Below are 24,063 nucleotides of genomic sequence, written 5' to 3'. Positions count from 1 at the left end.
GCCACCGGGTCCGTCCGCGATACCGTGTCAGCAAACTCGCTATCCGTCGCCGGCGGGCGCGAGCGCGTCGAAGACGCGGCCGGGGTTGTTCGAGAAGACCTTGGTCATGGCGTCCTCGGGCACGTCGAGGGTCAGCACTTCCATGACGGCGACGTTGGGGTGGGCCGCGGGCGAGCCGCTGCCGAAGCAGACGCGGTCGGGGTGTTCCATGATCGCCCGCTCGAGCGGGTCGCGGTAGCGGACGAAGCTCGTGTCGAGGTACAGCGACGAGGCGGCGTCCAGCAGGTCGATGCTGCGCTCCATCAGCTCCCGGTCCAGCGGGTGGCCCCCGAAGTGCGCGAGCACGACCGGGAAGTCGTATTCGAGGAGGGTGGCCTCGACGGCCTCCGGCGGGAACCCGCGGCCGCCGTGGACGACCGTCGGCAGGCCCACCTCGTCGAGTTGCTCCAGCACCTCCTCGTCGGGGAGGCCGTCGCGGGCGGGGTGGAGTTTGAAACCGACGAACCGGTCGTCGTAGGCGTACTGCTCCACGTCGCCGGGGGAGGTGTGGTGGTCGCGGCGGCTCGCGGTGAGGTTCCGGAGTTTCGCGGCGGTCGTGTCCGCGGGGTCGCGGGCGCCGTTGATCCGGGCGACGGCGACGAACGGCCGGCCGACGCTCATCCGCGCGACGGCGTTGTTCGCCGGCAGGTAGTTGCCCTCGCGTGCGCTCGGGAACACCAGCGACCGCACGACGCCGGCCTGGTGCATCTCCCGCTCTAGCCGCTCGGGGTCGCCCAGCCCCTCCCGCTGGCGCCGGTCCTCGTCCGGCTCCAGCCGCGCGTGTACGTCGACCACCCGGAACCCGTGCTCCAGCTCCAGCATTCACCCTACCATGTGTGGACCTGGTTAAAACGGTTGTCGGAGCGCGAGAGCCGTCGGACTCGCTCGGATCCGGGAGCGACTGGGCCGGTCGGCGGCCGACTCGGCGCCGTCCGGGCGCGTACCGCGCTCGAACCGTCCGCCCCGACGTGCACAAATTTTAATCCGAGGTGGCGAGACACCGGGACGGATGACCGACCTGCAGTTCTCCGCCGTGGTGACGAAGGTCCGGTTCGAGTACGACCGTGAGATAAACCGCTACCTGGACGAACCAAAGCCCAGCAGGTGTCAGGCGCTCTGTTCGACGTGTGGCACCTACCACGCGGCGTCGTTCGAGGAGATGGCGTCCCGTGTCGGGGAGGAGGAACTCCGGTACGTGGCGTCGATGCGGGCCTGGAACTGCTGTCACGAGGGGGTCGAACCCTACGACGGATTTCCCGAGGTGCCCGACTACCGCGGGATCAGCGGACCGGACGCCGACGGCGACGGGTGACAGCCCGTCGCGCCGGACCGGCGGAGACGGGCGCCCACCGCGGCGCTCGCGCCCGCGTCCGACCCGGCGACGGGACATCGTCCGGACCGTCATATATAAACGCTTCCCGGGCGGGCGAGTGGTGACTCCTCACACACCGCTGGCGGTGGTTGCGGGACGGGCTTGGAAACCTTTATATAGAACCGCTAACGATGAATAGATGAACCTCAACCATGTCATCCGGCCAGCGACGCATGGGTGGACAGCCGATGTTCATCCTCAACGAGGACAGTGAACGCACGCAAGGAAAAGACGCCCAGAGCTCCAACATCACGGCCGGGAAGGCCGTCAGCGAGTCCGTCCGGACCACACTCGGTCCGCGCGGCATGGACAAGATGCTCGTCTCGGACAGCGGCGACGTCGTCATCACGAACGACGGCGCGACCATCCTGGACGAGATGGACATCGAGCACCCGGCCGCCCAGATGATCTCCGAGGTCGCCGAGACCCAGGAGTCCGAGGTCGGCGACGGCACCACCACCGCGGCGGTGCTCGCCGGCGAACTGCTGAGCCAGGCCGAGGACCTGCTCGACGACGACGTACACCCGACGACTATCGTCGAGGGGTACTACGCGGCCCTCTCGATGGCCCACGAGGCCATCGACGAGATCAAGCTCGACGAGGAGCTCGACGACGACCTGCTGGAGACGGTCGCCAAGTCCAGCATGACCGGCAAGGGCACCGGCGACGTCTCCGCCGAACGGCTCGCCGAGGTCGTCGTCGACGCCGTCCGCCGCGTCGAGAGCGACGGCGGCGTCGTCCGCGACAACGTCACCGTCTACACGCAGACGGGCTCGTCCTCGTCGGCCACCCGCCTGGTCGACGGCGTCCTCGTCGACGAGGAGCCGGTCCACGACAACATGCCCCGCAGCTTCAGCGAGCCGCAGATCGCCTTCGTCAACGACGACATCGAGGTCCGCGAGGCCTCCATCGACGCCGAGTACAACGTCTCCAGCGTCGACGACCTCAACACGGCCATCGAGGCCGAGGAGAACGAACTCCGCGGCTACGCCGAGCACATCATCGACCTCGGCGTCGACGTGCTGTTCGTCGACGGCGACGTGGCCGACCAGGTCGCCGCCATCCTCGCGAAGAACGACATCGCCGCCTTCGAGGTCGGCGACGACGAGGGCGAGGAGCTCGCCCACGCGAGCGGCCTCTCGCGGGCCGCCGGCGTCCAGGAGCTTGAGGCCGACGACCTCGGCTCGGCCGGCTCCGTCGGCGTCGAGAAGTTCGGCGACGAGTACGTCACCTTCGTCGAGGACGGCGCGGCCGGCCAGTCGGTCACCGTCTTCGCCCGCGGCGGCACCGAGCACGTCACCGACGAGCTCGAGCGCGTCCTCGGCGACGCGCTGGACGTGGTGACCGCCGCGCTCGACCAGGGCGGCGTCGTCCCCGGCGCCGGCGCCGCGGAGATCGCGATCGCCGACCACATCCGCAGCGAGGCCGCCAGCGTCGAGGGCCGCAAGCAGCTCGCCGTCGAGGCCTTCGCCGACGCCGTCGACGTGCTCCCGCGCACGCTCGCGGAGAACACTGGCATGGACCCCATCGACGCGCTGGTCGACCTGCGCTCCGAGTACGAGAGCGAGGGCATCGCCGGCATCATCTCCGAGGGCCAGACCGGCGTCATCGACGACCCCGTCGAGCTGGGCGTCCTCGACCCCGTCGCGGTCAAGCACGAGGCCGTCGAGTCCGCCGCCGAGGCCGCGACGATGATCGTCCGTATCGACGACGTCATCTCGGCGAGTTAGCCACGCGAGCATCTCGTCGCGAGCGCATAACTCGCCGAGATTCGAGGCGAGCTAGAGACGCGAGCCTCCGTCGCTCGCCGTCCAGTTTCCCGATCCGCGAATTCTTTCGCCGCCCGACCGGATAGCGGCGCGGCCGCTCGCCGTTCCCGTCCCCCGCCCGGGACCACCGGCGCCACCTTCAACCGACTGAGACTCGAACACGGACCCAGTCGTGTCCGGAGCACAACTCGGGCTGAAAGAGAGCGTCTCGATGGCGCTGGGCGGGATGATCGGCGGCGGCATCTACGCCGTGCTGGGCGTCGTCACCGGCATCACCGGCCCCGCGACGTGGGTGTCGTTCGCGCTGGCGGGCCTGGTCGCCGGCTGTGCGGGTTACTCCTACAACGCCCTGAACGACATCGACGACGACAACCAGGGCGGGTCGGTCTCGTTCGTCCAGTCGTTCGTCGGCAACTCGACGCTGGCGGGGATGGTCGGCTGGACGCTCCTCTTTGGCTACGTCGGGTCGATGGCGATGTACGCCTTCGCGTTCGGCGAGTTCACGGTCGCGCTCCGTGGGGTCCCCGACTCGGTCGCGGCGGTCCCGCTGCGACCGGTCGTCTCCGTGCTCGCCGTCGCGGGGTTCGTCGGGCTGAACCTGCTGGGCGCCCGCGCGACCGGGGGCGCCGAGAACGTCCTCGTCGCGGCGAAGGTGGGCGTGCTCGTCGCGTTCGGCGTCGGCGGCGTCGCCTACGTCGCCACCGGGGCGGGCGGCGCGGCGCTCTCGCTGGGTGCCGCCGAACTCACCTCCTTCGGGCCGGTCGTCGCGGCAGCGGTCTCGTTCGTCGCCTTCCAGGGGTGGCAGCTCCTGTTCTACGACCAGGAGCGCATCGAGGACCCGGTCGAGACGATCAGGAAGGCGGTGTACGTCTCCGTCCCGGTCGCGGTGGCCATCTACGCGCTGGTCGCGGTCGTCACCATCGCGCTGGCGCCCGAGGCGCTGCGCTCCCATCCCCACACAGCGCTGGTCGACGCCGCCGGCGCGATCGCCGAGCCGCTCGGGCTGCGCCGGGCGGGGATGCTCGCCATCTCGCTGTCGGCGCTGTTCTCGACGGGGTCGGCCATCAACGCGACGCTGTTCTCGACGGGTCACTTCGCGAAGGGGATGCTCTCCGACGACCTGCTGCCCGACCGGATCGGCGACTCGGCCGCCCAGGGGATCCCGACCCGGACGCTGCTGCTCCTGGGCGTCGTCACCGCGGCGTTCGCGGCGGTCGGGAGCCTCGGCGGGATCACCGCCTTCGCCTCGGTCGCCTTCCTCGTCGTCTTCGGGTCGATGAGCTACCTCGCGCTCCGGGAACGGGACCGCGACCGGGTCAACCCCGCCCTGCCAGCGATCGGCCTGGTCGGCACCGCCGCGTTCCTGCCGCTGCTGTTCTGGCACCTCTACACGAACCAGCGCCACACGTTCTACGTCGTTGTCGTCCTCGCGGTCGTCGTCGTCACCGTCGAGTTGCTCTACTTCGAGCGCGACGCCATCGAGGAGGAGGTCGAGTCGGTCGGCCCCGACATCGTCTGAGCGCGGGGACGTGACCGCTCATACGGATCAGTCGTCCTCGTCGGCTTCCCACCGCTCGGACACGTCGTCCTTGGCCACGGTCTGGAGCCGCTGGACGCCGCTGAACTCGTCGATCACGCCGGCGACCACGTCGGGGACGCGGTCGGTCCAGGTGTCGTCGGCGAGCATCCGCGCGCGGATGTCGCTGCCCTCCAGGCGCTCGCGGTCGAACATCGGCGACTGGCGCACCTCGATCCCCCGCTCCTCGAACAGCTGGACGACGAGGGGGTTGTTCGAGTAGGCCACGTCGAAGCTCGGCGACATGCTCTGGATGTGGCTGACCCAGACGGCGTTGCGGTCGATGTCCTCGATGGGGACGACGTAGGTCGGCACGTCCACGTCCTGGACGGCCTTGCTCACCATCATCACGCGCTCGCCCGCGGTGAAGGGGTTGCGGACCGTGTGGGAGGCGTCCGCGCTGCCGATGCCGAGGACGAGTTCGTCCACTTCGTCGACGATGTGCTCGACCATCGCCCGGTGGCCGTTGTGAAACGGCTGGAAGCGCCCGATGTAGAACCCGCGCGTCATACCCCACGGTGTGCGGAGCGACCACATTAACCCCCGTGTCTCGCCGGCCGACCCGCGCGTGCCGACCCGCCCGGACGACACCGGCCGACGAGCACCGGCCGACGAGCGCGACCCCGGCGTGTGCCACCGCTAGACACGCCCTGATTTATTGAGTCCGACCGGTAGGTGGCGTGTACCCCGAAGCGGCCGATACCGCTCACGTCCGGCGGTTTGAGGGCGTTATCGGGACGGTCGAGGGGAGAAAGTATATCAATAAACAGCCCTTGGCTTCTGATGTCAGAATCGTTTATATGAGTGAGAATATCGACACCGACGATCCGTCCGCCGAGGAGGCGGACGAGACCGAGGAGGTCGGCGTGGCCGACGAGGCGCCGGACTCCGCCCCCGACGAGCGAGGGGAGGAGCCGGGGTCGCCGGGCGACGCCGAGGGCGGCGACGAGCCTGCCGCCGACGAGTCCGGGACCGGCGGGACGGTCCAGGTCGAGGACGACGAGGCCGGGGACGACGACCTCGGCAGCGCCGTCGAGATCGACGCCGACGAGGCCGTCGTCGAGAACGCCGACGAGGACCTGCTCGGGGGGCTCGACGTCGAGACCACCGCCGACATCGAGGTGCCCGACCGGCTGGTCGACCAGGTCATCGGACAGGACCACGCCCGCGACGTGGTGCTGAAGGCGGCCAAGCAGCGCCGCCACGTGATGATGATCGGCTCGCCCGGGACGGGCAAGTCGATGCTGGCGAAGGCGATGAGCCAGCTGCTCCCCAAGGAGGAGCTGCAGGACGTGCTCGTCTACCACAACCCCGACGACGGCAACGAGCCGAAGATCCGCACCGTGCCGGCGGGGAAGGGCGAACAGATCGTCGACGCGCACAAGGAGGAGGCGCGCAAGCGCAACCAGATGCGGTCGTTCCTGATGTGGATCATCATCGCGATCATCATCGGGTACGCGCTGCTCATCCAGGGCTCCGTGCTCCTGGGCATCCTCGCGGCCGGCGTCGTCTATCTCGCCTTCCGCTACGGCTCGCGGGGCAACGACGCGATGATCCCGAACCTGCTGGTCAACAACGCCAACCAGCAGACCGCCCCCTTCGAGGACGCCACCGGCGCCCACGCCGGCGCGCTGCTGGGCGACGTGCGCCACGACCCGTTCCAGTCCGGCGGCATGGAGACGCCGAGCCACGACCGCGTCGAGGCCGGCGCCATCCACAAGGCCAACAAGGGCGTGCTGTTCGTCGACGAGATCAACACGCTCGACATCCGCAGCCAGCAGAAGCTGATGACGGCCATCCAGGAGGGCGAGTTCTCCATCACGGGCCAGTCCGAGCGCTCCTCGGGCGCGATGGTCCAGACCGAGCCCGTCCCGACCGACTTCATCATGGTCGCGGCCGGCAACCTCGACGCCATGGAGAACATGCACCCGGCCCTGCGCTCGCGTATCAAAGGCTACGGGTACGAGGTGTACATGGACGACACCATCGAGGACGACGCCGAGATGCGGCGCAAGTACGCCCGCTTCGTCGCCCAGGAGGTCGAGAAGGACGGCCGCCTGCCCCACTTCGACGAGGAGGCCGTCGAGGAGGTCATCCTCGAGGCCCGCCGGCGTTCCGGCCGCAAGGGCCACCTCTCGCTGAAGCTGCGTGACCTCGGTGGGCTGGTCCGCGTCGCGGGCGACATCGCTCGCGCCGAGGACAAGGAGTTCACCGAGCGGGGCGACGTGCTCCAGGCGAAACGGCGCTCCCGCTCGATCGAGCAGCAGCTCGCGGACAACTACATCGAACGGCGCAAGGACTACGAGCTCACCGTCAACGAGGGCGACGTGGTCGGCCGCGTCAACGGCCTCGCGGTCATGGGCGAGGACAGCGGGATCGTCCTCCCCGTCATGGCCGAGGTCACGCCCTCGCAGGGCCCCGGCGAAGTGATCGCCACGGGGCAGCTTCAGGAGATGGCCGAGGAGGCGGTCCAGAACGTCTCGGCCATCATCAAGAAGTTCAGCGACGAGGACATCTCCGAGAAAGACGTCCACATCCAGTTCGTGCAGGCGGGTGAGGGCGGCGTCGACGGCGACTCCGCCTCTATCACCGTCGCCACGGCGGTCATCTCCGCGCTGGAGGACGTGCCCGTCGAGCAGAACCTCGCGATGACCGGCTCGCTGTCCGTCCGGGGCGACGTGCTCCCGGTCGGCGGCGTCACCCACAAGATCGAGGCCGCGGCGAAGTCCGGCCTCGACACGGTCATCATCCCGAAGGCCAACGAGCAGGACGTGATGATCGAGGACGAGTTCAAAGACGAGATCGAGATCGTCCCCGTCCAGCACATCTCCGAGGTGCTGGAGGTCGCGCTGGCCGGCGAGCCCGAGAAGGACTCGCTGGTCGACCGCCTGAAGTCCATCACGGGCAAGGCGCTCGAACAGCGCGAGGTCGGCCAGACCGGCGGCTCGCCGAGCCCGCAGTAACCGCACTCGGCGGCCCGACCGCCCACCGGACCCGCGAACCCGCTTTCTTCGAAACGACTTTCGACCGCCGAGTCCCAACTCCGTGTGTGAGTCCCGCGCTCGCCGTCGCGCAGACCCTGCCCGCCCCCGAGACGGATCTGGCGGGGTTCGCCTGGCTCGTCGCCGTCGTCCTCGCGGGCTTTCTAATCCTCGCGCGGCTCTCGCAGGGCGTCGTCGACGGCGACGGGGACGACGGAGCGATGGAGTCGGACGGAGAAACGGGTTCCGAGCGGCCGCGCTCCGGGGAGGTGTCGGGTCCCGACGGGCGCGATGCGGGCGCGGCCGCTCGGAACCCGAACGCGACCGGACGGGACACGGCAGGCGACATCGAGTCCGACGAAGACGGGGACCCACCGGAGTCGTCGCCGGTCGCACACCCCCTGGCGCCCGACGGGGCGGTGGGCCCGACCGGGGACGCGGACCGGCACGACGCCGCCGAGGCGGACCGGGTGCGGGAGCCGCTCGAACCAGCGGTCGCGCACGACGCCCGGGAGGGTCCGGCGATGTCGCCCGGCCTCCTGCTGTTGAACGTGGCGCTCACGCAGGGGCTGTTCGGCGCCATCCTCGCGGGCGGGGCCTGGTACTTCGGCGTCCCGCTCGACGTGCTGGGCGTCAGCGACACCCCTCTCTCGACCGGCCTCCCGGCGGTGGCCGTCGGCGTGGCGTTCGGGGTCGTCCTCTGGGTCGGCAACGAGCTCGCCTCCGGGCTGGCGGCGGCCTCGGGCGCCGACTACGACGAGGGGCTACGGGAGTTGCTCGCGCCCGAGGGCGTCCGCGGCTGGGGGCTGTTGCTTGGGGCGACGCTGCCGACCATCGCGGTCGTCGAGGAGTTCATCTTCCGCGCGGCGGTCGTCGGCGCGGTGACGCCCGCGCTGGGCGCCTCGCCGTGGGTCCTCGCGGTCGTCTCGTCGGCCGCGTTCGCGCTCGGCCACGGCGCCCAGGGTCGCGTGGGCGTCCTCGTCACCGGGGGCCTGGGCTTCGCGCTCGCGGCCGGGTTCGTCCTGACCGGGAGTCTCCTCGCCGTGGTCGTCGCCCACTACCTCGTCAACGCCCTGGAGTTTCTCGTCCACGAGGGCCTCGGCCTGCCCGACCCCGTCTGGTCGTGAGCGGAGCGCTACCGTTTAGTGACAACCGGTCGAACGGTCGCGCGTGAACGTCGACGACGCGCTCGTCCGCCGAGCGACGCTCGCGGGGTGGGTGCTGCTCGCGCTGGCGTGGCTCGCGGTAGCGGTGACCGACTCGACGGGCGGCCCCGCGTTCCCGCCGGCCGACCTCGCGGTCGGGCTGGCGCTCGTCCTCGGGGGCGTCGGCGCGGTCGTCGTCGCGGGGACGGACGCGCAGGCGCGCCTGCTCGCCGGCGGACTGCTCGCCGTCGGCGGGACCGCGCTCGTGCTGTCGGCGGTCGTCGCCGGGCCGGTACCCGTCGGCGTCGGGTGGTCTCCGGTCGGGACGGGGACGCTCTCGCTGCTGGCGGACCTCGCCATCTTCGCCGCGATGTTGCTGATCCTCTCGGACGGGGCGGACGACGCGGACGGGGTTGAGGACGCGGACGGGGCGGCGGCCTGACTACAGGCCTTCGAGCGAGCGCAGGCGCTGCTCGACCGCCGCGGGGGCGGCGCTGGGGCCGTCGCGGACGCGGTGGTCCGGGATCAGCAGCGGCGCGGGGTTGTCGGCCAGCGCGCTCCGTGCGGTGCGCACGTCCTCCTCGTCGTCCGGGTCGCCGTCGGGCGTCATCCGGACGAGCTGGTCGACGCTCACCTGTTCGCCGTAGGGGATCTCCCGGACCGCCTCCAGCACCGCGCGGCGGTCGGTCGGGACCGTCAGCGCGACGGTCACGTCGGCGAAGTCGTCCTCGGCGCCCGTGAGGTACTCCTCGATCCGGTCGAGCAATGCGTGGTCGTCGACCGCCTCGTCGTCGGGGCTCTCCGGGAAGCTCACCGAGAGCACCCGGCCCTGCGCCGCCCCGAACTGGACGTGCCGGTCGAGATACGACGACTCGCGCGCGTAGATCCCCGCCTCCTCGTTCATACTTGTCCGTCCGTCCGGTCGGAACTTGAAGATTTGTTCCGCGCGTCCGGGCCGTCTCGAACCGGCGGCGCCGGGCGGCTTCGGACCGGTGTCCGCTATCCGGGCAGGTCGGCGTCGGCGTCGACGGTCCGGTCGGGTTCGGGCGGCAGTTCCCAGTCGGTCGCCAGTTCGAGCAGCTGGACGAGCATGTTGGCGGTGGCGCCCCAGACGGTGAACCCGTCGACGTGGAAGAAGTGCAGCCGGATCTCGCCGTAGTGGGGGTGGTCGCGGCGCTCGCTCTCGTAGTTGTCGGGGTCGACGAGCCCGGCGACCGGGAGGACCGCCACCTCCGCGACCTCGTCGTCGCTGGGTCGGTACTCCCGGTCGGCGATGCGGGCGACGAACGGCCGGACGAGGTAGTCGGTGATCGTCCGGATGTCGTCGAGGCGGCCGACGACCTCGGCCTCCTCGGGGCGGAGCCCGATCTCCTCGCCGGCCTCCCGGAGCGCGGTCGCGAGCAGGTCCGCGTCCTCGGGTTCGCGGCCCCCGCCGGGGAAGCTCATCTGTCCGGGGTGGTCGCTGAGGTGGTCGGCGCGTTTCGTGAACAGGACGTGGTCGGCGCCGTCGCGGGCGACGACCGGCGCCAGGACCGCCGCCTCGCGCTCCTCGCCGGTGAGACGGTCGCTCCCCTCCGCTCGCGACTCCCCGGCGGCCAGCTCGACCGGGTCGCGCTCGCGCACCCGCGACAGGTCCATGTCCGGCCGAACGGTCCGGGTGGTCTTAACTGGCGGGTTACCCTCGAAGGAACGGCCGTCGGGTCGCCGCCGACCGCGTCGAGGCGTCCGTCGCCCGCGAGCCGTCCGGCGTCAGCGATGCGTCGAGTCCGGGGACGGCTCCGTTGTCAGCAGCCGCTCGGTCAGGTACGCCTCGAAGGTGTCGCGGTCGGCCCACTCAAGAGCGACGCGGGCGGAGAACTCCCCCTCGGGGTCGGGTTCGGTGAACCCGTCGTCGGTCACGTCGAAGCGGACCGGCTCCGTCTCGACGAGCGACTCGTCGTGAGCCAGGTAGACGGCGACGCAGTCGAACAGCGTCGACGAGCGGCGCGCGAAGTCGTCGTAGGCGGTCCACGGCACGCGCGCGGCGAAGAGGCAGTTGTTCTCGACGACGCCGCGGACGAGCGGGTCGTCGGTGGCCGACCAGACCCGGTGGTAGCGCTCGCCGTCGAGAGTCACGCGCCCGCAGGTGTCCAGCGGCGTGAGGAGCACGTCGCGCCACGGGGCGGCACAGACCGTCCGGAACGCCGCCGGGTCGACCCGGACGTTCGTCTCGGCGTCGGGCTCGCCGCCGTCGTAGCCCTCGTGGAAACTGCCGTGCATCCCGACGAAGCGACACTCGCGCGTGAGGCCGGGGTGGCGCTCGACGGCCGTCGCGAGCGTCGGCGTCGGCCCGATCGAGACGACGGTGACCGGCTCGTCGGCCTCGTCGACTACCGCCGCGAGCGCCTCGACCCCGTCCCGACGGACCTCGCCGGGGTAGTCGCCGAGGTCGTACTCGTCGACCCACGGCGCCTGGGTGCGCTCGCCCGCGTCCATCTCGCGGGCGTCGGGCGCGAGCCCGACCGGCACGTCGGTCCGTCCGGCGCGCTCCAGCAGCTTCGCGGCGACGCTCGCCCGGTAGGTCGGGTCGCCGGTTTCGGTCACCACGAGCCGGGGGTCGAGCTGGGGCGTCCGCAGGAGCTGCGCGAGCGCCCACGTGTCGTCCACGTCCGTTCCGATGTCGGTCGCGAGCACGACCGGGGCGGGGTCGTCGGCGGTCGGGCCGTCGTCCGAGAGGTAGCTGTCAGGATCCGTCACGAGTGTCGCTCGGATCGGGGCGCCGCGCGGAGAACCTTCCGGTCGCGGAAGCGACGTGACGCTCCCGGGAGCGCCCGGGGTACGAGAGACGGGCGGCGAGTCGGTCGCTTTGGTGTCCGGTCATGTTGGTGCCCGATCGCGTCGTTGCCCGGCCGCTCGCGGGGACTCACACGTCGTCCAGTCGCTCGCGCAGTTCGGCGGTGTCGACGGCGGCCCACGTCTCCAGGTCGTAGCAGACCTCGACCAGTTCGTCGGCGCGGTCGGCGTCGCCCGCCTTGGCGACCTCGACCGCCTGGGCGTCGAGGCGGTCCCGGGCGGCGGCCGCGGCGGTCTCGCGGTCGACCGACCGCGCCTCCACGTCCATGATGTGCGGGAGATCCGCTGCGCCCTCGGGCAGCGTCGGGAAGGCGGTCGGCCCGGCGACGAGCAGCGTCGCGTCGTCGCGCTCGACGGGGACGAGGTGGTAGCTCTCGACGGCGGCGTCGACGGCCGCGGCGACCGCGTCGGCGTCGGGCTCCTCGCCGCGCTTGTAGGCCAGCTCTTCGAGCCCACGGTGGAGTTCCGCCCGGGTCAACCCCCCGAACAGGTCGACCACGCCCGCCAGTTCGTCGGCGACGAGACTCATACCCGGGGCCACGACGCCGCCCCATTTCAGCGTTCGCCTCCTCGTCGCGTGTGCTCGAACGGGTGTGTCGAGGAGGCGATTCTGGTCGACCTGTCGGGGGAAGGATGGGGACGGCTGTGCCCGCACTCGTCTCGACCGTACTCCTCTCGACCGTATTCGACGGTGAGCGGTGAACGCCCTCGGCGCGCTAGCTGGAGTCGGTACCGCAGGGGATGCGACCGCAACTGACAGCAGGCGATGAAAGCCCTCGGTCCGCTCGCTGGCTGGAGTCGGTACCGCAGGAGACAGCAGGCGATGAAAGCCCTCGGTCCGCTCGCTGGCTGGAGTCGGTACTGCAGGGGACAGCAGGCGATGAAAGCCCTCGCCGCGCTCGCGGTCGCTGAGCGACATATCCGTGCTCTCGGCACCGCCCGCTCACGGCACAGCCGTTCGCTTCGAGGCGCACAGCGCCTCGCACCGCGCGGATAGGGGTCGCTCAGGCGACTATCGGCGCGAGCGCGCCTCGCCCGTTCAGTCCACCGGGAGAGCAAGCTCTCCCGAGCCCGCGCTCACACGTTCGCGCGGACACCAGGAACCGCAACCACACAGCGACCGCACCACGACCGCACAGCACCGCAACGGGCCTCACACCTCCCCAGCCGATTCGCGACACGCGAGTCGCGAATCCGCCGTCGGAGCACGCTCCGACGAGCCTTCGGTCGCAGGCTCCCGAAGACCTCGCGCGGCTACGGTCGCGCGCATGAACGCGCGCTCCAGCGCGCGCCGACCGCACCGCGGCAGTCCCCTTGCACTCGAACCCGGCCCTCACCCCGACCAGTCGCGACCGGTCGATCACGCCGAGTCGTTCGAACCGTCGTCGGTGGCACCGTCTCCGTGGGAGGCGTCGTCCGACCCGCTCGCCGGCTGCCCGTGACCGCCGCCGCCGGGAGTCTCGACGGTGACGGTCGTGCCCGCCGACACCTCCCGTGTCACCTTCGCCGGGACGCGCTCGCCGTCGATGCGGTTGATCCCGGGCTCGCCGTCCGCGCCGCCGGCGATGCCGCGGGGGGCGTGGCGCCGGCGCTCGGTCAACAGCGAGACGGTCGCGTCGGTCTCGACCCGCACCGAGCGGACGAGCCCGTCGCCGCCGCGGTATCGCCCCTCGCCGCCGCTACTGTCGCGGAGCGCGTAGCGCTCGACCCGGAGCGGGTAGGCCGCTTCGAGCGCCTCGACCGGCGTGTTCAGCGTGTTCGTCATCCCGACCTGCACGCCCGAGAGCCCGTCGCCGTCCGGGGTGGCGCCCGCGCCGCCCCCGACGGTCTCGTAGTAGGCAAAGCCCGCGTCGCCGACGACGAGGTTGTTCATCGTCCCCTGGCCGCCCGCGGGCACGCGGTCCGGCGCCGCCTCCGCCAGCGCCGCGAAGACCACGTCGGTCACCCGCTGGCTCGTCTCCACGTTCCCGCCGACCACCGCCGCCGGCGGCTCGGGGTTCAACAGCGATCCGCCCGGCGCCTCGACCGTGACGGGCTCGTAACAGCCCTGATTCGGCGGTATCTCGGGATCCGTAATACATTTGATCACAAAGTATACAGCGCTCTTGGCGACGGTGAGGGGGGCGTTGACGTTGCCGGCGACCTGGTCGGCGGTGCCGGCGAAGTCCACGTCGACGGTCGCGCCGTCGACGGTGACCGCCACCTCGACGGGCACGTCGTCGTCGGTGACGCCGTCGCCCTCCATGGCGTCGGCCGCGCGGTAGGTGCCGTCGGGCAACTCGCGGAGTTCCGCTTCGACGCGCTCGCGGGAGTAGTCGATCACGGCGTCGAAGGCGGCGAGCAGGCGGTCGCCGTGGTCGTCGAGGAGGTCGCCGATCCGTTCCTCGGCGCGGTCGTTGGCGGCGATCTGCGCCCGCAGGTCCGCCCGGCGCTCGTCGGGATTCCGGACGTTCGCCAGGATCAGCGACTCGACTTCCGCGCGGATCTCGCCGCCCTCGACCAGCCGGACCGGCGGGATGCGGAGCCCCTCCTGGTGGATGTCGCGGGCGCCCGCCGGCATGCTCCCCGGCGCCATCCCGCCCACGTCGGCGTGGTGGGCCCGCGAGACCGCGTAACCGAGGATATCGGGGCCCTCCGAGTCGGTGGCATCGGAGCCGGGATCCCGGTCGGGCGCGATCGGCGAGACCAGCGTCACGTCGGGGAGGTGCGTCCCTCCCTCGAAGGGGTCGTTCAGCGCGAAGACATCCCCCGGCTGCGGGTCGCGGTCGAGCACCGCGTCGACGGCCTCGGGCATCGCCCCGAGGTGGACCGGGATGTGCTCTGCCTGGGCGACCAGCCGCCCGTCGGCGTCGAAGACCGCCGTCGAACAGTCCCGCCGCTCGGTGATGTTCGGCGAGTAGGCGCCGCGGATCAGTGTCTGGCCCATCTCCTCTGCGACGCTCTCCAGCTGGTTCCGCAGAATCTCCAGTTCGACCGGGTCGAGGTCTACCATTCGTCGTCGCCTCCTTCGGTGTCGTATCGGTTGATGATGCGAGCGGCTGCGAGCCGGCCGACGGGAACGAGTGCTGAAAGCCCCCGTCCGCTCCGGTCCCGGGGCTCGCTGCGCGCCTCGCCTCGCTTCGCTCGGCTTCGGTGCTTGCGTCGCCCGGGTTCCCGGAGCGGACGGCCCCTTTCAGTCCACCCGACACGGCCGCACTGCCACCGCGAACCACGGGCCTCCCCAGCCGATTCGCTCCTGTCGTCGCTCATCCCTCGCGCGGCTACGTCGCGCGCACGAGAGCGCGCTCCAGCGCGCGCCGGTCGGTTGGTCGGTGAGGTTTCAGTCACGGTCATTCCTCGCCCGCCTCCAGCACGAGCGTCCCCCGGTCGTCGGCGCGGGCGGTCCACTGCGGCGGGAGGACGACCGTGCTCTCGCCGCCGGCGAAGATAGCAGGGCCCTCCACGGGCACGTCGACCGGGACGCGGGCGCGGTCGTAGACCGGCGCGCGATAGAACCCCGACTCGAAGAAGGCGTCCCGTTTCCCGAGCAAGGGGTCGCCCCCGGGGTCGTAGGCCAGGTCCGGCGGGTCGCCCGGGACCGTCGCGGTGACCCGGCAGGTCACCAGGTCGACCGGCTCGTCCATGCGGTAGCCGCGGGCGCGCTCGTGTGCGTCGTGGAACCGCTCGCGGACCGTCGCCGCGTCGAACGGCGCGGGCGCATCGACCGCGAGTTCGAAGCTCTGGCCCGCGTAGCGACACTCGGCCTCGCGCTCGACCGTCGCGGCTTCGGGCTCGCTGGCGTCCCCGAGGGCGTCCGCTGCCAGCCCCTCGAACACCGACTCGACCGCCTCGGGGTCGGCGTCGGCGAGCCCGGTCCGGTAGGTCCGGGTCGCGTCGTGGCGCTCGTCGGCGGCCAGCAGCCCCAGCGCCGAGAGGACGCCGTTGCCGGGCGGGACCAGGACCGTCTCGATACCCAGCCGGTCGGCGAGCGTCGCGGCGTGCATCGGCCCGGCGCCGCCGAACGCCGCGAGTGCGAACTCCCGCGGGTCGTGGCCGCGCTCGACGGTCACGCCGCGGATGGCGCGGGCCATCGTCGCGTTGGCCACCCGGTAGACGCCCTGCGCGGCGTCGATCACGGTGTCGAGCCCCGCTTCGTCGGCCAGGTCTTCCATGACCGCCTCCGCGCGGTCGGCGTCGAGGGCGAGCCCCTCGCCCAGCGTCGTGTCCGCGCCGAGATACCCAAGTACCACGGCCGCGTCGGTGACGGTCGGCTCGTCGCCCCCCTTCCCGTAGCAGGCCGGACCGGGCTCGGCGCCCGCGGACTCGGGACCCACCCGGAGCGCCCCGCCCTCGTCGACGCGGGCGATAGAGCCGCCGCCGGCACCGACGGTGTGGACGTCGACCATCGGGACGCCGACGGGGTGGCCGCCGATCTCCGCGTCGGTCGTCCGCTCGGCGCGCCCGTCCCGGACGAGGCTCACGTCCGAGGACGTGCCGCCCATGTCGAAGGTGACGAGCCCCGCGTCCTCCTCCCGCTCGAAGCGCCCGGCGCCGACGACGCCCGCCGCCGGCCCCGACAAAAGCGTCGTGACCGCGCGCTCCCGGACCGTCTCGGCGTCGGCGATCCCGCCGTTCGAGCCCATCACGCGCACCGGCGGCAGGCCCAGGCCCGCCGCCCCCTCGTCGAGCCGGGCGAGGTAGTCGTCGACGACCGGCGTCACGTAGGCGTCGGCGACGGTCGTCGCCGTCCGCTCGTACTCGCGGAACTCCGCGAGCACCTCGTGGCTGGCCGAGACCGGAACATCTAGCTCTTCCCGGAGGATCTCGGCCGCCCGCCGCTCGTTGTCGGGATGGGCGTAGGCGTGGAGGAACGCGACCGCCACGCTCTCGTAGTCCCCGTCGAGCGCGTCCGCGACGCCCCGGACCTCCTCCGGGTCGACGGGGCGCTCGATCCCCTGCGTGGTCGCCCGTTCGTCCACCTCGAAGCGGCGCTCGGCCGGGACGAGCGGCGCGGATTTCCCCGCCGAGAGGTCGTACAGCGCCGGGCGGTCCTGGCGACCGATCTCGACGGCGTCGGCGAACCCCTCGGTCGTCACGAGCGCCGTCTCGGCGCCCGCCCCTTCGAGCACGGCGTTGACCGCGGCGGTGGTGGCGTGGCGGAACCCGGCGACCTCGCCCGGGTCGACGCCGGCGGCGTCGCAGGCCGCCTCGATCCCGGCGACGACCCCGCGGGACTGGTCGTCGGTCGTCGGGACCTTCGCGGTCGTCAGCTCGCCGTCGACCACCAGCGCCACGTCGGTGAAGGTGCCGCCCACGTCGACGCCCAGGCGGGCGTCGCGGTCGTCGGCGGCGTCGGCTGCGTCCATACCGGACCCTGCGGCGGCGCGCCGATAAGCCTGCCCCGTCGCCGCGGCGCGTGGACGCGCGTCCAGCCCGGGCGGCGCCGGACCGGCGGTCGCGGCCGGCGAGCGCGCGCCCGGAGCTGCCGTGCGTAGGTTTTTGCGGGTCGAATCCTCAGTGGCGAGCGTGCACCGACGTACCGTCGTCGTGGCGCTGCTGGTCGTCCTCGCCGGCTGCAACGCCTTCGGCGGTCCGGCGGGCGACACCGCCGATCCCGACACGCCGACGCTGACGCCCGCCGAGGTGCCGACCGCGGAGTCGCTGCGGACGGCCACGCCGACGCCGACGGAGTGTCTCGCCCCACGGGTCGCGGCCGACGACCGGACCCCGCCGCCGACGCCGGCGACACCCGCCCCCCTCCCGACGACCGACGGGATCGTCGCCGGCACGGACCTCGTGGCCAGCCACGGCGCCGCGCTGGACAACTACAGCTTCGCCCTCCGGATGGACGGCACGCGGGTGCGGGCCACCGCCGGCGCCAGCGCGTTCACCTACGAGGGGGTCACGCTCGGCTTCCGGTCGGTCCGCGTGTTCGCCGTCGCCGGCACCGTCTACCGGCTCCGCCAGGTCGAGGACGGCGTCGCCGTCGACCGCCGGCCCTACGGGCCCGACTCGCCGGGGTCGGCCTGGTACCGCGACGCCCTGACCGGCGAGAACTGGCTCGACGACCGGATCGGTCCGTACAACTACACGCGGGTCGGCACGCGCACCTGGAACGGCACCGAGGTGCGCGTCTTCGAGGAGGCCCGCGACATCGAGATCCTCGTGGGCTCGGGGGAGGCGATGACCGTCGAGTCCACCGTCCTGGTCGACCGCCGCGGGGTCGTCCGCCACGTCCGCCACGAGCGGACGATCCAGCGCGACACCATCGAGGGGGTCGTCAACACCACCAGCATCGATACGTTCACCGTCACCGAGGTCGGCGGCGTCGCCGTCCGCCGTCCGGACGCGTTCTGCGTCCCCGGCCCCGACGTCGTCGCCGTCAACACCCCGGACGCCAACGCGACAGTCGCCGGCACCGACCCGTCGTCGAACGCCACCACGGGGACCCCACTGGCGCCGACCGACGCCGGCCCGGCGCCGACCGTCACCACCTCCGCCCTGACGGCGAGCGGCCGCACGCTCACCGTCGACGGGGTGGCCGCGCGGTCCGCCGCCGGTGACGCGACTGTCGCGACCACCGATTCGCCGCGGTAGTCTGCGACCGACCCGTCGCGGTAGCCCCGTGACCCGGCACCGAGCGAGCGCGCTCCCGCTCACAGCCCCAGGAACGCCTCGGCGTTCTCCCAGAGGAGTTTCCGCTGGACCTCCGCCGGGAAGTCGCAGTGCTCGGCGAACCCCTCGAGCCACTCGCCGGGCCGGATCATCGGGTAGTCCGTCCCGAACATCACCCTGTCCTGCAGCACGGTCCGGGCGTACTGGAGCACCTGGTCGTCGATGTACTTCGGGTGCCACCCCGACAGGTCCATGTAGACGTTGCCCTTCTGCTGGCAGACCGCGAGCTGCTCTTTCTCCCACGGAAACGCGGGGTGGGCGACCAGGATCTGCAGGTCGGGGTACCGCGCCGCCACGTCGTCGACCAGCATCGGGTCCCCGTACTCGATCCGGAGGCCCCGACCCCCGGGGGCGCCCGCGCCGAGGGTCGTGTTGCCGCCGTGGAAGACGACCGGCACGCCCAGCCCCTCGATGGTCGCCCACAGCTCGTCGTGGGCGGGGTCGCTCGGGTCGAACCCCTGTGCGATCTGCTGGAACTTGAACCCCGACAGGTCGAGGTCCTCGATACAGCGGCGCGCCTCCGCCACGCAGTCGTCCTTGTGCGGGTCGACGCTCCCGAACCCGACGAAAAAGTCGGGGTAGTCGTCGCGCACCTCCGCGACGTGCTCGTTCGGGACCGGTGGGTTGCCCGTGTTGGTCTCGGCGTCCCAGCCCAGCAGGACCGCCCGTCCCACGCCCGCCTCGCGGTACTCGTCGACCATCTCCGCGTAGCTCCACGGCTCCAGGTCGGTCCCGAACCGCTCGGCGGCGTCCCGCATGAGCTGTCCGCCCGCGTCCTCCAGGAACACCGACGTGGGCTGGTGGGCGTGCGTGTCGACGGCGCGAGCCTCCCCGTCGAGAACGTCGATCGGCATGGGGCGCCTTCACACGCCAGCGCCATAGGTCGGTCGGCCGACGACCGGCGGACGGCGGCTATCGCTCGCCCGCACCCCGATCGAACTGTGTGGGTACCGTCTCTATTGTGCGAGTCCCGCTAGACACGGTATCGGCCCCGTCTCCGCCATGACACAGCCACGCCCGGTCGTCGGCACGCCCGACGAGTACGACCTGGACGACCCGACCCGCGTCCCCTGGGTCCTCGGGACCCACCTCCACCCCGGGGTCGGTCCGCTCGACCGCGCTCCGGAGGGGTCGCGCGTCTGCATGATCGAGGCCCACGGGTTCGCCCGGCGCAAGCCCTACCACCACCACAAGCTCACGCTCGTCTTCGCCGCGATGCGCCACTTCCGGGACGAACTCCGCGAAGCCGGCTACGAGGTCGAGTACGTGCGGACCGAGACGTTCCGCGAGGGGCTGGCGACGTACTTCGACCGCCACCCCGACGACACCCTCGTCGCGATGCGCTCGCCGAGCCACCGCAGCGGCGACCGCTTCCGCGAGCTCGTCGACGCCGTCGGCGGCGACCTCGAACTCGTCACCAACGAACTGTTCTGCTCTACTCCCGAGGCCTTCGACGAGTGGGCGGACGGTGGGGGCGGGGGCGAGGGTGACCAGTACCGTCACGAGGAGTTCTACCGGTGGATGCGCCGCGAGAGCGGCGTCCTGATGGCGGACGGCGAGCCCGTCGGCGGCGAGTGGAACTTCGACGAGGACAACCGCGAGGTCCCGCCGGACGACTGGGAGGCCCCGCCGGTGTACGAGCCCGAACGGGACGCCCTCACGGCGGAGGTCGCTGAGTGGGTCGCCGACGAGTTCGACACCTGGGGGTCGACCGAGGGCTTCGCCTGGCCGGTCACCCGCGAGGACGCGCTGGCCGCGCTCGACCACTTCGTCGCCGAACGGCTCCCCGAGTTCGGCCCCTACCAGGACGCGATGCGGGCCGACGACCCCGCGATGGCCCACGCCCTGCTCTCGCCGGCGGTCAACCTCGGGCTGGTCCACCCCTGGGAGGCGGTTACCGCTATCGAGGACGCCTACGAGTCCCGGGCGGACGTGCCGCTCAACTCCGCGGAGGGCGCCGTCCGGCAGTTCCTCGGCTGGCGTGAGTTCGTGCGCCACGTCTACGAGCGGACGATGCCCGCCCTCGCCGAGGCGAACCGGCTGGGTGCCGACCGGCCGCTCCCCGACTTTTACTGGACGGGCGACACCGACATGGCCTGCGTCGCCGGCAGCGTCGGCGACGTGTACGAACGGGGGTATTCCCACCACATCCAGCGGCTGATGGTCCTCGCGAACGTCGCGACGCTGTGGGGCGTCGACCCCGCCGAACTCAACGAGTGGTTCCACGCCACCTACGTCGACGCCTACCACTGGGTGACCACGCCCAACGTCGTCGAGATGGGGTCGTACGGGAGCGGCGTCTTCGCCACCAAGCCGTACGTCTCATCGGCCAACTACGTCGACCGCATGAGCGACTACTGCGAGGGCTGCGCCTACGACCCCGACCGGACGACCGGCAAGGGCGCCTGCCCGCTGAACGCGCTGTACTGGGACTTCCTCGCGCGCAACGAGGACGAGTTGCGGAGCAACCACCGCATGGGCCTCGTCTACGGCCACGTCGACGACAAGCGCGAGGACGGCGAGATGGACGAGGTCTACCAGCGCGTCAGCGAACTCCGGACGATGGACGAGGAGGGCGACCTGTAGCTCACCCGTCAGCCGGAGGGTCCTCGCCCCCGCCGAGCCGGTCCCGGAGGAAGCCGGTGACTCCGCCGACGTAGTCGCTGCCCCACAGCGCGACGACCAGTCCGCCGACCCCGTTGAATACCATGTCGGTCACGATGTCGTCGACGCCGTAGACGACCAGCGGCGCCGCGGCGCCCAGCGCGGCCGCGAGCTGTTCGGACGCGAACTCCAGCAGCTCCCAGACGACCCCGGCCGCGAGCACGAAGACGACGACGAACGCCGCCCGGAAGGCCGGCGGCGCCTCGACCTCGCCGGAGTGTTCCTCGACCGCGCGGAACGACGCGTACCCGATCCCGGCGATGATCGTCCCCGAGACGGTGTGGGTGATCTCGTCGTACCACTGGTACTGCTCGTACAGCCCCGCGAACCCGAGGGCGTTGAGGAAGACGGCGACGGCGATCCACAGCACCAGTCCCGGGTCCATCGCGTAGCCGTACTCCCGGCGGACCAGCGCCGGGAGGAACGTGGCCGCCAGCGCGGCCGCGCCGTTGACGACCGTCCCCCAGCTGCCCGTCGCGGCCCCGTAGACCACCAGCGCCGCCAGCGCCGCCTGTAGCCCCCGCGTCAGCAGCCGCTCCTGGCCGTCCGAGAGCCCGAGCGCGTCGCCCAGGGTCATCTCACGTCGCCCCCGTCGGTCCGTTCGTCGACAGCGCGTCCTCGAACCGCCCGGCGTACCACAGGAACGCGACGCCGGCGGCGACCGCGACGGCCGTCGCGGCGACGAAGTCCCACTGCAGTTCGGTCTTCGAGGGGATGTAGGCCGTCCCGAGCCACACGTCCGAGTAGAACTGCGCGACGGCCCAGACCGCCTGGGCGGCCATCGTCGTCAGCGCCACCGAGGCGGCCGCGAACCGCGGGCTCAACTGGACGCTCGTGAACGCGACCAGGTCGACGACCGCGAGCGTCGCGAACGCCGCGACCGCGAGGTACCCCGCGAGTTCGGTCGGCAGGCCCGCCAACGGACCGGCGACCGCGGCGACCGCCGCCAGCGCCGGTGCCCACGGGACCGTGGCGGTCGGGTCGCGGGCGGCGACCGCGGGCGCCGCGACCGGCACCCCGAGCACGAGCGCGAGCAGCGCCCACGCGAGGTCGCCAGCGAGCGCGCTCGCGACCGCCACCGCGGCCAGCGCGCCCGCCAGTAGCCACGCGAGCGCGGCGTTGGCCCGCCCGCCGCGACGGAGCGACCGGAGTCGTGTCATGCGAACCGTTGGTGACCGGCCGGGAAAAGCCGGCGGCCGGAACCTGCCGGGCGGCCTACGTCGAGACGTCGTGGAACTCCGAGAGCACGTCGTCGGGGACCGGGTTCACGTACTCGAACGGCTCGTCCGCACAGAGGGTCTCGAAGTCCCGATCCGTCGTGACGAGCCGGTCGGCGTCGGCCTCCCGGGCGAGCGCGACGTAGAAGCAGTCGTAGGCGTCGTGGTTCTTCTCGGCGCTGACCTCGTAGGCGTGCAGCACCGTCTCGGGCGTCACGTCGACGGACTCCATCGGATATCGGAGCAGCGAACTGACCGCGTTCCGCGCCTCGACCGTCGAGAACTCCAGGTCCTCCAGCACCCACTGCACCCGCAACGGCAGGTAGCCGAACGGCAACAGCGTGTCCTCCCCCTGGAGAACGGGGACCAGCTCCTCGGCGACGTACCGATGGCCCGGATGGTCGTCGACCAGCTGGATCGCGAGGGCGTTCAGGTCCGGGAGGGCGCGCATCTATCGGCCTCCGAACGTCCCCTCGCCCGCGTCGCGGAACGCCTCGTCGCCCCACTCGTCCCGGGACTTCCCCGACGAGAGCGTCTGTAACTCCGGCAACTGCCGGACGAGTCGGATGTCGTTGCCCTCACGGACCACGCGGAACGTCGTTCCCTCGTCGAGCTGGAGGTCCTCCCGGAGCTCCTTCGGGATCGTCAGCCGTCCCCGGTCGTTGATCTCCGCCTCGCCGTACTCCTCCCCCTCGGCGTCGTCGGTCGAACTCATTCGATCACCACGTTTCGATCTGATACGCTCGATCACCTTGACATCCTCCTCCGCGTAACCGCGGAGGAATCCCGAGCGGTGGGAGTTTCAGGTTCGCAGTCCAGTCACCGGACTCCAAGCCCTTTCGGGCACGGGTAGTCCCACGGTATCGGACTGGTGGACTGCTGGCAGTGCCAAGCCGCCGTTACCCCTCTCCTCGACCGTGTACGGCGTCCCGGTGTTGTTTTTGCCACGGGGACGCCAGCAGGCGTCACCGGACTTGGGGGTATCGTCTGGTTTGCTTTGAGCAGTCGGCACGGGCACACGCTTCTAGCATGTGTGTTCACCGACTGCCCTTTCGGATACTGTCTCATTAGATGGGTGGACAGGCCACCTCCGAAGGACGGTTCGGAATCCGCTCCGTTCCGACCGATTCCTCTCCGTTACTAGGGTTGCCTGTCACTTAAACGTCGGTATCCCGAAACTCAGAGTGCTGTCGAACGTGGGTTCTCTCCCAAGTGACGGCGCGTATCCACGGCGTGAACGCCGTGGTATTGCGCCTGTTCAGCGTATAACTTCCGGGCCGCGGTCCGACCGGGGGCGGCTGTGGGCCGGCCGCCGTCGGCGTTCGATTATTATCCCAAACGCGGTCGGGATTCCTCCGCCTTCAGGCGGAGGAGGATGTCAACGGTTCAGCGCGACGACGAGGAAGGTCGCGGCGATCAGGAGGACGAAGAGGGTAGTGACGGGCTGGCCGGTCGGGCCGACCGCGAAGAGGACGAGGCCGAAGGCCGCGGTGACGAGGCCGACGACGGCGCCGACCATCGCGTGGAGGTTCTCGGCGCGGACGGTGTCGGCCTCCGCGCCGAGCTGCCGGCCCAGCGAGACGGCGTTGGTGCCGGCGTCCCAGGCGACGACGGCGGCGACCGTCCCGAACAGGATCGGGGCCGCGGGCGCCTCCGACAGCGCCGCGAGCGCGACGCCGACGAACGCGACGGCCCCACCGGCGTCGACGGCGCGGTGGTTCGCCCGTCGAACCCCCGCGAGCAACACGGCCGTCCCGAGCGCCGCAACGGCCGCGCCCGCGGCGCTCGCGACCAGCGCCATCGCCGCCGCCGTC

General features: G+C 71.5%; 22 protein-coding genes. 8 read left to right on the top strand and 14 right to left on the bottom strand.

Translation table 11 applies throughout. The features are described 5' to 3' along the window. Positions 1–39: 39 nt before the first annotated feature. A complete protein-coding gene (locus ACMGFG_RS14110) occupies positions 40–861 on the bottom strand; it encodes an amidohydrolase family protein (protein WP_436930969.1) in 822 nt (273 codons plus the stop codon). A gap of 187 nt (positions 862–1,048) precedes the next feature. On the opposite strand from ACMGFG_RS14110, the gene ACMGFG_RS14105 reads away from it, so the two are divergent. The 3 genes from ACMGFG_RS14105 (at position 1,049) to ACMGFG_RS14095 (ending at position 4,699) form a co-directional block, all read left to right on the top strand. Further along, positions 1,049–1,351 carry a hypothetical protein gene (locus tag ACMGFG_RS14105; protein WP_436930968.1) on the top strand — a complete coding sequence of 101 codons (303 nt, stop codon included), beginning with the start codon at positions 1,049–1,051 and terminating at the stop codon, positions 1,349–1,351. Positions 1,352–1,584: 233 nt separating this feature from the next. Beyond that, on the top strand, positions 1,585–3,141 hold the full coding sequence (gene thsA, locus ACMGFG_RS14100) for a thermosome subunit alpha (protein WP_436930967.1): 1,557 nt from the start codon (positions 1,585–1,587) through the stop codon (positions 3,139–3,141). Positions 3,142–3,352: 211 nt separating this feature from the next. Next, positions 3,353–4,699, top strand: a complete 1,347-nt coding sequence (locus ACMGFG_RS14095; RefSeq protein ID WP_436930966.1) for an APC family permease — start codon at positions 3,353–3,355, stop codon at positions 4,697–4,699. Positions 4,700–4,726: 27 nt separating this feature from the next. Here ACMGFG_RS14095 and ACMGFG_RS14090 read toward each other — a convergent pair whose 3' ends face one another. After that, a complete protein-coding gene (locus tag ACMGFG_RS14090; RefSeq protein ID WP_436930965.1) occupies positions 4,727–5,266 on the bottom strand; it encodes a nicotinamide-nucleotide adenylyltransferase in 540 nt (179 codons plus the stop codon). Positions 5,267–5,556: 290 nt separating this feature from the next. On the opposite strand from ACMGFG_RS14090, the gene lonB reads away from it, so the two are divergent. The 3 genes from lonB to ACMGFG_RS14075 all read left to right on the top strand — a co-directional run bounded on the left by lonB (position 5,557) and on the right by ACMGFG_RS14075 (position 9,324). Next, positions 5,557–7,719, top strand: a complete 2,163-nt coding sequence (gene lonB / locus ACMGFG_RS14085) for an ATP-dependent protease LonB (RefSeq protein ID WP_436930964.1) — start codon at positions 5,557–5,559, stop codon at positions 7,717–7,719. Between the two features lie 86 nt (positions 7,720–7,805). After that, complete coding sequence (locus ACMGFG_RS14080) at positions 7,806–8,864, top strand: CPBP family intramembrane glutamic endopeptidase (RefSeq protein WP_436930963.1); 1,059 nt, start codon at positions 7,806–7,808, stop codon at positions 8,862–8,864. A gap of 43 nt (positions 8,865–8,907) precedes the next feature. After that, on the top strand, positions 8,908–9,324 hold the full coding sequence (locus ACMGFG_RS14075; RefSeq protein ID WP_436930962.1) for a hypothetical protein: 417 nt from the start codon (positions 8,908–8,910) through the stop codon (positions 9,322–9,324). Here ACMGFG_RS14075 and ACMGFG_RS14070 read toward each other — a convergent pair whose 3' ends face one another. The 6 genes from ACMGFG_RS14070 to ACMGFG_RS14045 all read right to left on the bottom strand — a co-directional run bounded on the left by ACMGFG_RS14070 (position 9,325) and on the right by ACMGFG_RS14045 (position 17,059). Further along, positions 9,325–9,786 (bottom strand): MGMT family protein, encoded by a 462-nt coding sequence (locus ACMGFG_RS14070; protein WP_436930961.1) that lies wholly within the window; start codon positions 9,784–9,786, stop codon positions 9,325–9,327. It abuts the gene before it with no gap. Between the two features lie 95 nt (positions 9,787–9,881). After that, on the bottom strand, positions 9,882–10,520 hold the full coding sequence (locus ACMGFG_RS14065) for an NUDIX hydrolase (protein ID WP_436930960.1): 639 nt from the start codon (positions 10,518–10,520) through the stop codon (positions 9,882–9,884). A gap of 111 nt (positions 10,521–10,631) precedes the next feature. Continuing rightward, complete coding sequence (locus ACMGFG_RS14060) at positions 10,632–11,618, bottom strand: nucleoside hydrolase (RefSeq protein WP_436930959.1); 987 nt, start codon at positions 11,616–11,618, stop codon at positions 10,632–10,634. Between the two features lie 166 nt (positions 11,619–11,784). Then, positions 11,785–12,243: a DUF7109 family protein gene (locus ACMGFG_RS14055; RefSeq protein ID WP_436930958.1), complete on the bottom strand. Its 459-nt coding sequence runs from the start codon at positions 12,241–12,243 to the stop codon at positions 11,785–11,787. A gap of 831 nt (positions 12,244–13,074) precedes the next feature. Then, entirely contained in the window at positions 13,075–14,706 is a 1,632-nt protein-coding gene (locus ACMGFG_RS14050) for a hydantoinase B/oxoprolinase family protein (RefSeq protein ID WP_436930957.1), read from the bottom strand. Positions 14,707–15,043: 337 nt separating this feature from the next. Further along, positions 15,044–17,059, bottom strand: a complete 2,016-nt coding sequence (locus ACMGFG_RS14045) for a hydantoinase/oxoprolinase family protein (protein ID WP_436930956.1) — start codon at positions 17,057–17,059, stop codon at positions 15,044–15,046. Positions 17,060–17,219: 160 nt separating this feature from the next. Here ACMGFG_RS14045 and ACMGFG_RS14040 point away from each other — a divergent pair, with 160 nt between their 5' ends. Continuing rightward, positions 17,220–18,290 (top strand): hypothetical protein, encoded by a 1,071-nt coding sequence (locus ACMGFG_RS14040; protein ID WP_436930955.1) that lies wholly within the window; start codon positions 17,220–17,222, stop codon positions 18,288–18,290. A 59-nt stretch (positions 18,291–18,349) separates the two neighbouring features. On the opposite strand, the gene ACMGFG_RS14035 is transcribed toward ACMGFG_RS14040, so the two are convergent. Next, positions 18,350–19,222: an amidohydrolase family protein gene (locus ACMGFG_RS14035; RefSeq protein ID WP_436930954.1), complete on the bottom strand. Its 873-nt coding sequence runs from the start codon at positions 19,220–19,222 to the stop codon at positions 18,350–18,352. A gap of 148 nt (positions 19,223–19,370) precedes the next feature. Here ACMGFG_RS14035 and ACMGFG_RS14030 point away from each other — a divergent pair, with 148 nt between their 5' ends. Further along, on the top strand, positions 19,371–20,954 hold the full coding sequence (locus ACMGFG_RS14030; RefSeq protein ID WP_436930953.1) for a cryptochrome/photolyase family protein: 1,584 nt from the start codon (positions 19,371–19,373) through the stop codon (positions 20,952–20,954). A 1-nt stretch (position 20,955) separates the two neighbouring features. Here ACMGFG_RS14030 and ACMGFG_RS14025 read toward each other — a convergent pair whose 3' ends face one another. From ACMGFG_RS14025 to ACMGFG_RS14005, 5 genes are all read right to left on the bottom strand, one after another. Next, on the bottom strand, positions 20,956–21,609 hold the full coding sequence (locus ACMGFG_RS14025) for a DUF2238 domain-containing protein (protein ID WP_436930952.1): 654 nt from the start codon (positions 21,607–21,609) through the stop codon (positions 20,956–20,958). 1 nt (position 21,610) lies between these two features. After that, on the bottom strand, positions 21,611–22,192 hold the full coding sequence (locus ACMGFG_RS14020) for a hypothetical protein (RefSeq protein WP_436930951.1): 582 nt from the start codon (positions 22,190–22,192) through the stop codon (positions 21,611–21,613). 55 nt (positions 22,193–22,247) lie between these two features. Beyond that, positions 22,248–22,700 (bottom strand): type II toxin-antitoxin system VapC family toxin, encoded by a 453-nt coding sequence (locus ACMGFG_RS14015; RefSeq protein WP_436930950.1) that lies wholly within the window; start codon positions 22,698–22,700, stop codon positions 22,248–22,250. Next, positions 22,701–22,964 carry an AbrB/MazE/SpoVT family DNA-binding domain-containing protein gene (locus ACMGFG_RS14010; protein ID WP_436930949.1) on the bottom strand — a complete coding sequence of 88 codons (264 nt, stop codon included), beginning with the start codon at positions 22,962–22,964 and terminating at the stop codon, positions 22,701–22,703. Positions 22,965–23,627: 663 nt separating this feature from the next. Then, a partial coding sequence (locus ACMGFG_RS14005) for a DUF7519 family protein (protein WP_436930948.1) occupies positions 23,628–24,063 on the bottom strand: 436 nt, incomplete at its 5' end.

This window comes from Halosimplex halobium, assembly GCF_051414055.1.
Lineage (GTDB): Archaea > Halobacteriota > Halobacteria > Halobacteriales > Haloarculaceae > Halosimplex > Halosimplex halobium.
The sequence above is the reverse complement of the archived record's forward strand: the minus strand, read 5'-3'. Positions and strand labels throughout refer to the sequence as shown.

What these genes read in the sequence shown, in the direction of transcription:
- ACMGFG_RS14020 (WP_436930951.1), bottom strand. Translation starts at nt 22,192, where the DNA reads ATGACACGACTCCGGTCGCTCCGTCGCGGCGGGCGGGCCAACGCCGCG.
- ACMGFG_RS14065 (WP_436930960.1), bottom strand. Translation starts at nt 10,520, where the DNA reads ATGGACCTGTCGCGGGTGCGCGAGCGCGACCCGGTCGAGCTGGCCGCC.
- ACMGFG_RS14035 (WP_436930954.1), bottom strand. Translation starts at nt 19,222, where the DNA reads ATGCCGATCGACGTTCTCGACGGGGAGGCTCGCGCCGTCGACACGCAC.
- ACMGFG_RS14030 (WP_436930953.1), top strand. Translation starts at nt 19,371, where the DNA reads ATGACACAGCCACGCCCGGTCGTCGGCACGCCCGACGAGTACGACCTG.
- lonB (WP_436930964.1), top strand. Translation starts at nt 5,557, where the DNA reads ATGAGTGAGAATATCGACACCGACGATCCGTCCGCCGAGGAGGCGGAC.
- ACMGFG_RS14105 (WP_436930968.1), top strand. Translation starts at nt 1,049, where the DNA reads ATGACCGACCTGCAGTTCTCCGCCGTGGTGACGAAGGTCCGGTTCGAG.
- ACMGFG_RS14070 (WP_436930961.1), bottom strand. Translation starts at nt 9,786, where the DNA reads ATGAACGAGGAGGCGGGGATCTACGCGCGCGAGTCGTCGTATCTCGAC.
- ACMGFG_RS14015 (WP_436930950.1), bottom strand. Translation starts at nt 22,700, where the DNA reads ATGCGCGCCCTCCCGGACCTGAACGCCCTCGCGATCCAGCTGGTCGAC.
- thsA (WP_436930967.1), top strand. Translation starts at nt 1,585, where the DNA reads ATGGGTGGACAGCCGATGTTCATCCTCAACGAGGACAGTGAACGCACG.
- ACMGFG_RS14025 (WP_436930952.1), bottom strand. Translation starts at nt 21,609, where the DNA reads ATGACCCTGGGCGACGCGCTCGGGCTCTCGGACGGCCAGGAGCGGCTG.
- ACMGFG_RS14010 (WP_436930949.1), bottom strand. Translation starts at nt 22,964, where the DNA reads ATGAGTTCGACCGACGACGCCGAGGGGGAGGAGTACGGCGAGGCGGAG.
- ACMGFG_RS14110 (WP_436930969.1), bottom strand. Translation starts at nt 861, where the DNA reads ATGCTGGAGCTGGAGCACGGGTTCCGGGTGGTCGACGTACACGCGCGG.
- ACMGFG_RS14055 (WP_436930958.1), bottom strand. Translation starts at nt 12,243, where the DNA reads ATGAGTCTCGTCGCCGACGAACTGGCGGGCGTGGTCGACCTGTTCGGG.
- ACMGFG_RS14090 (WP_436930965.1), bottom strand. Translation starts at nt 5,266, where the DNA reads ATGACGCGCGGGTTCTACATCGGGCGCTTCCAGCCGTTTCACAACGGC.
- ACMGFG_RS14050 (WP_436930957.1), bottom strand. Translation starts at nt 14,706, where the DNA reads ATGGTAGACCTCGACCCGGTCGAACTGGAGATTCTGCGGAACCAGCTG.
- ACMGFG_RS14045 (WP_436930956.1), bottom strand. Translation starts at nt 17,059, where the DNA reads ATGGACGCAGCCGACGCCGCCGACGACCGCGACGCCCGCCTGGGCGTC.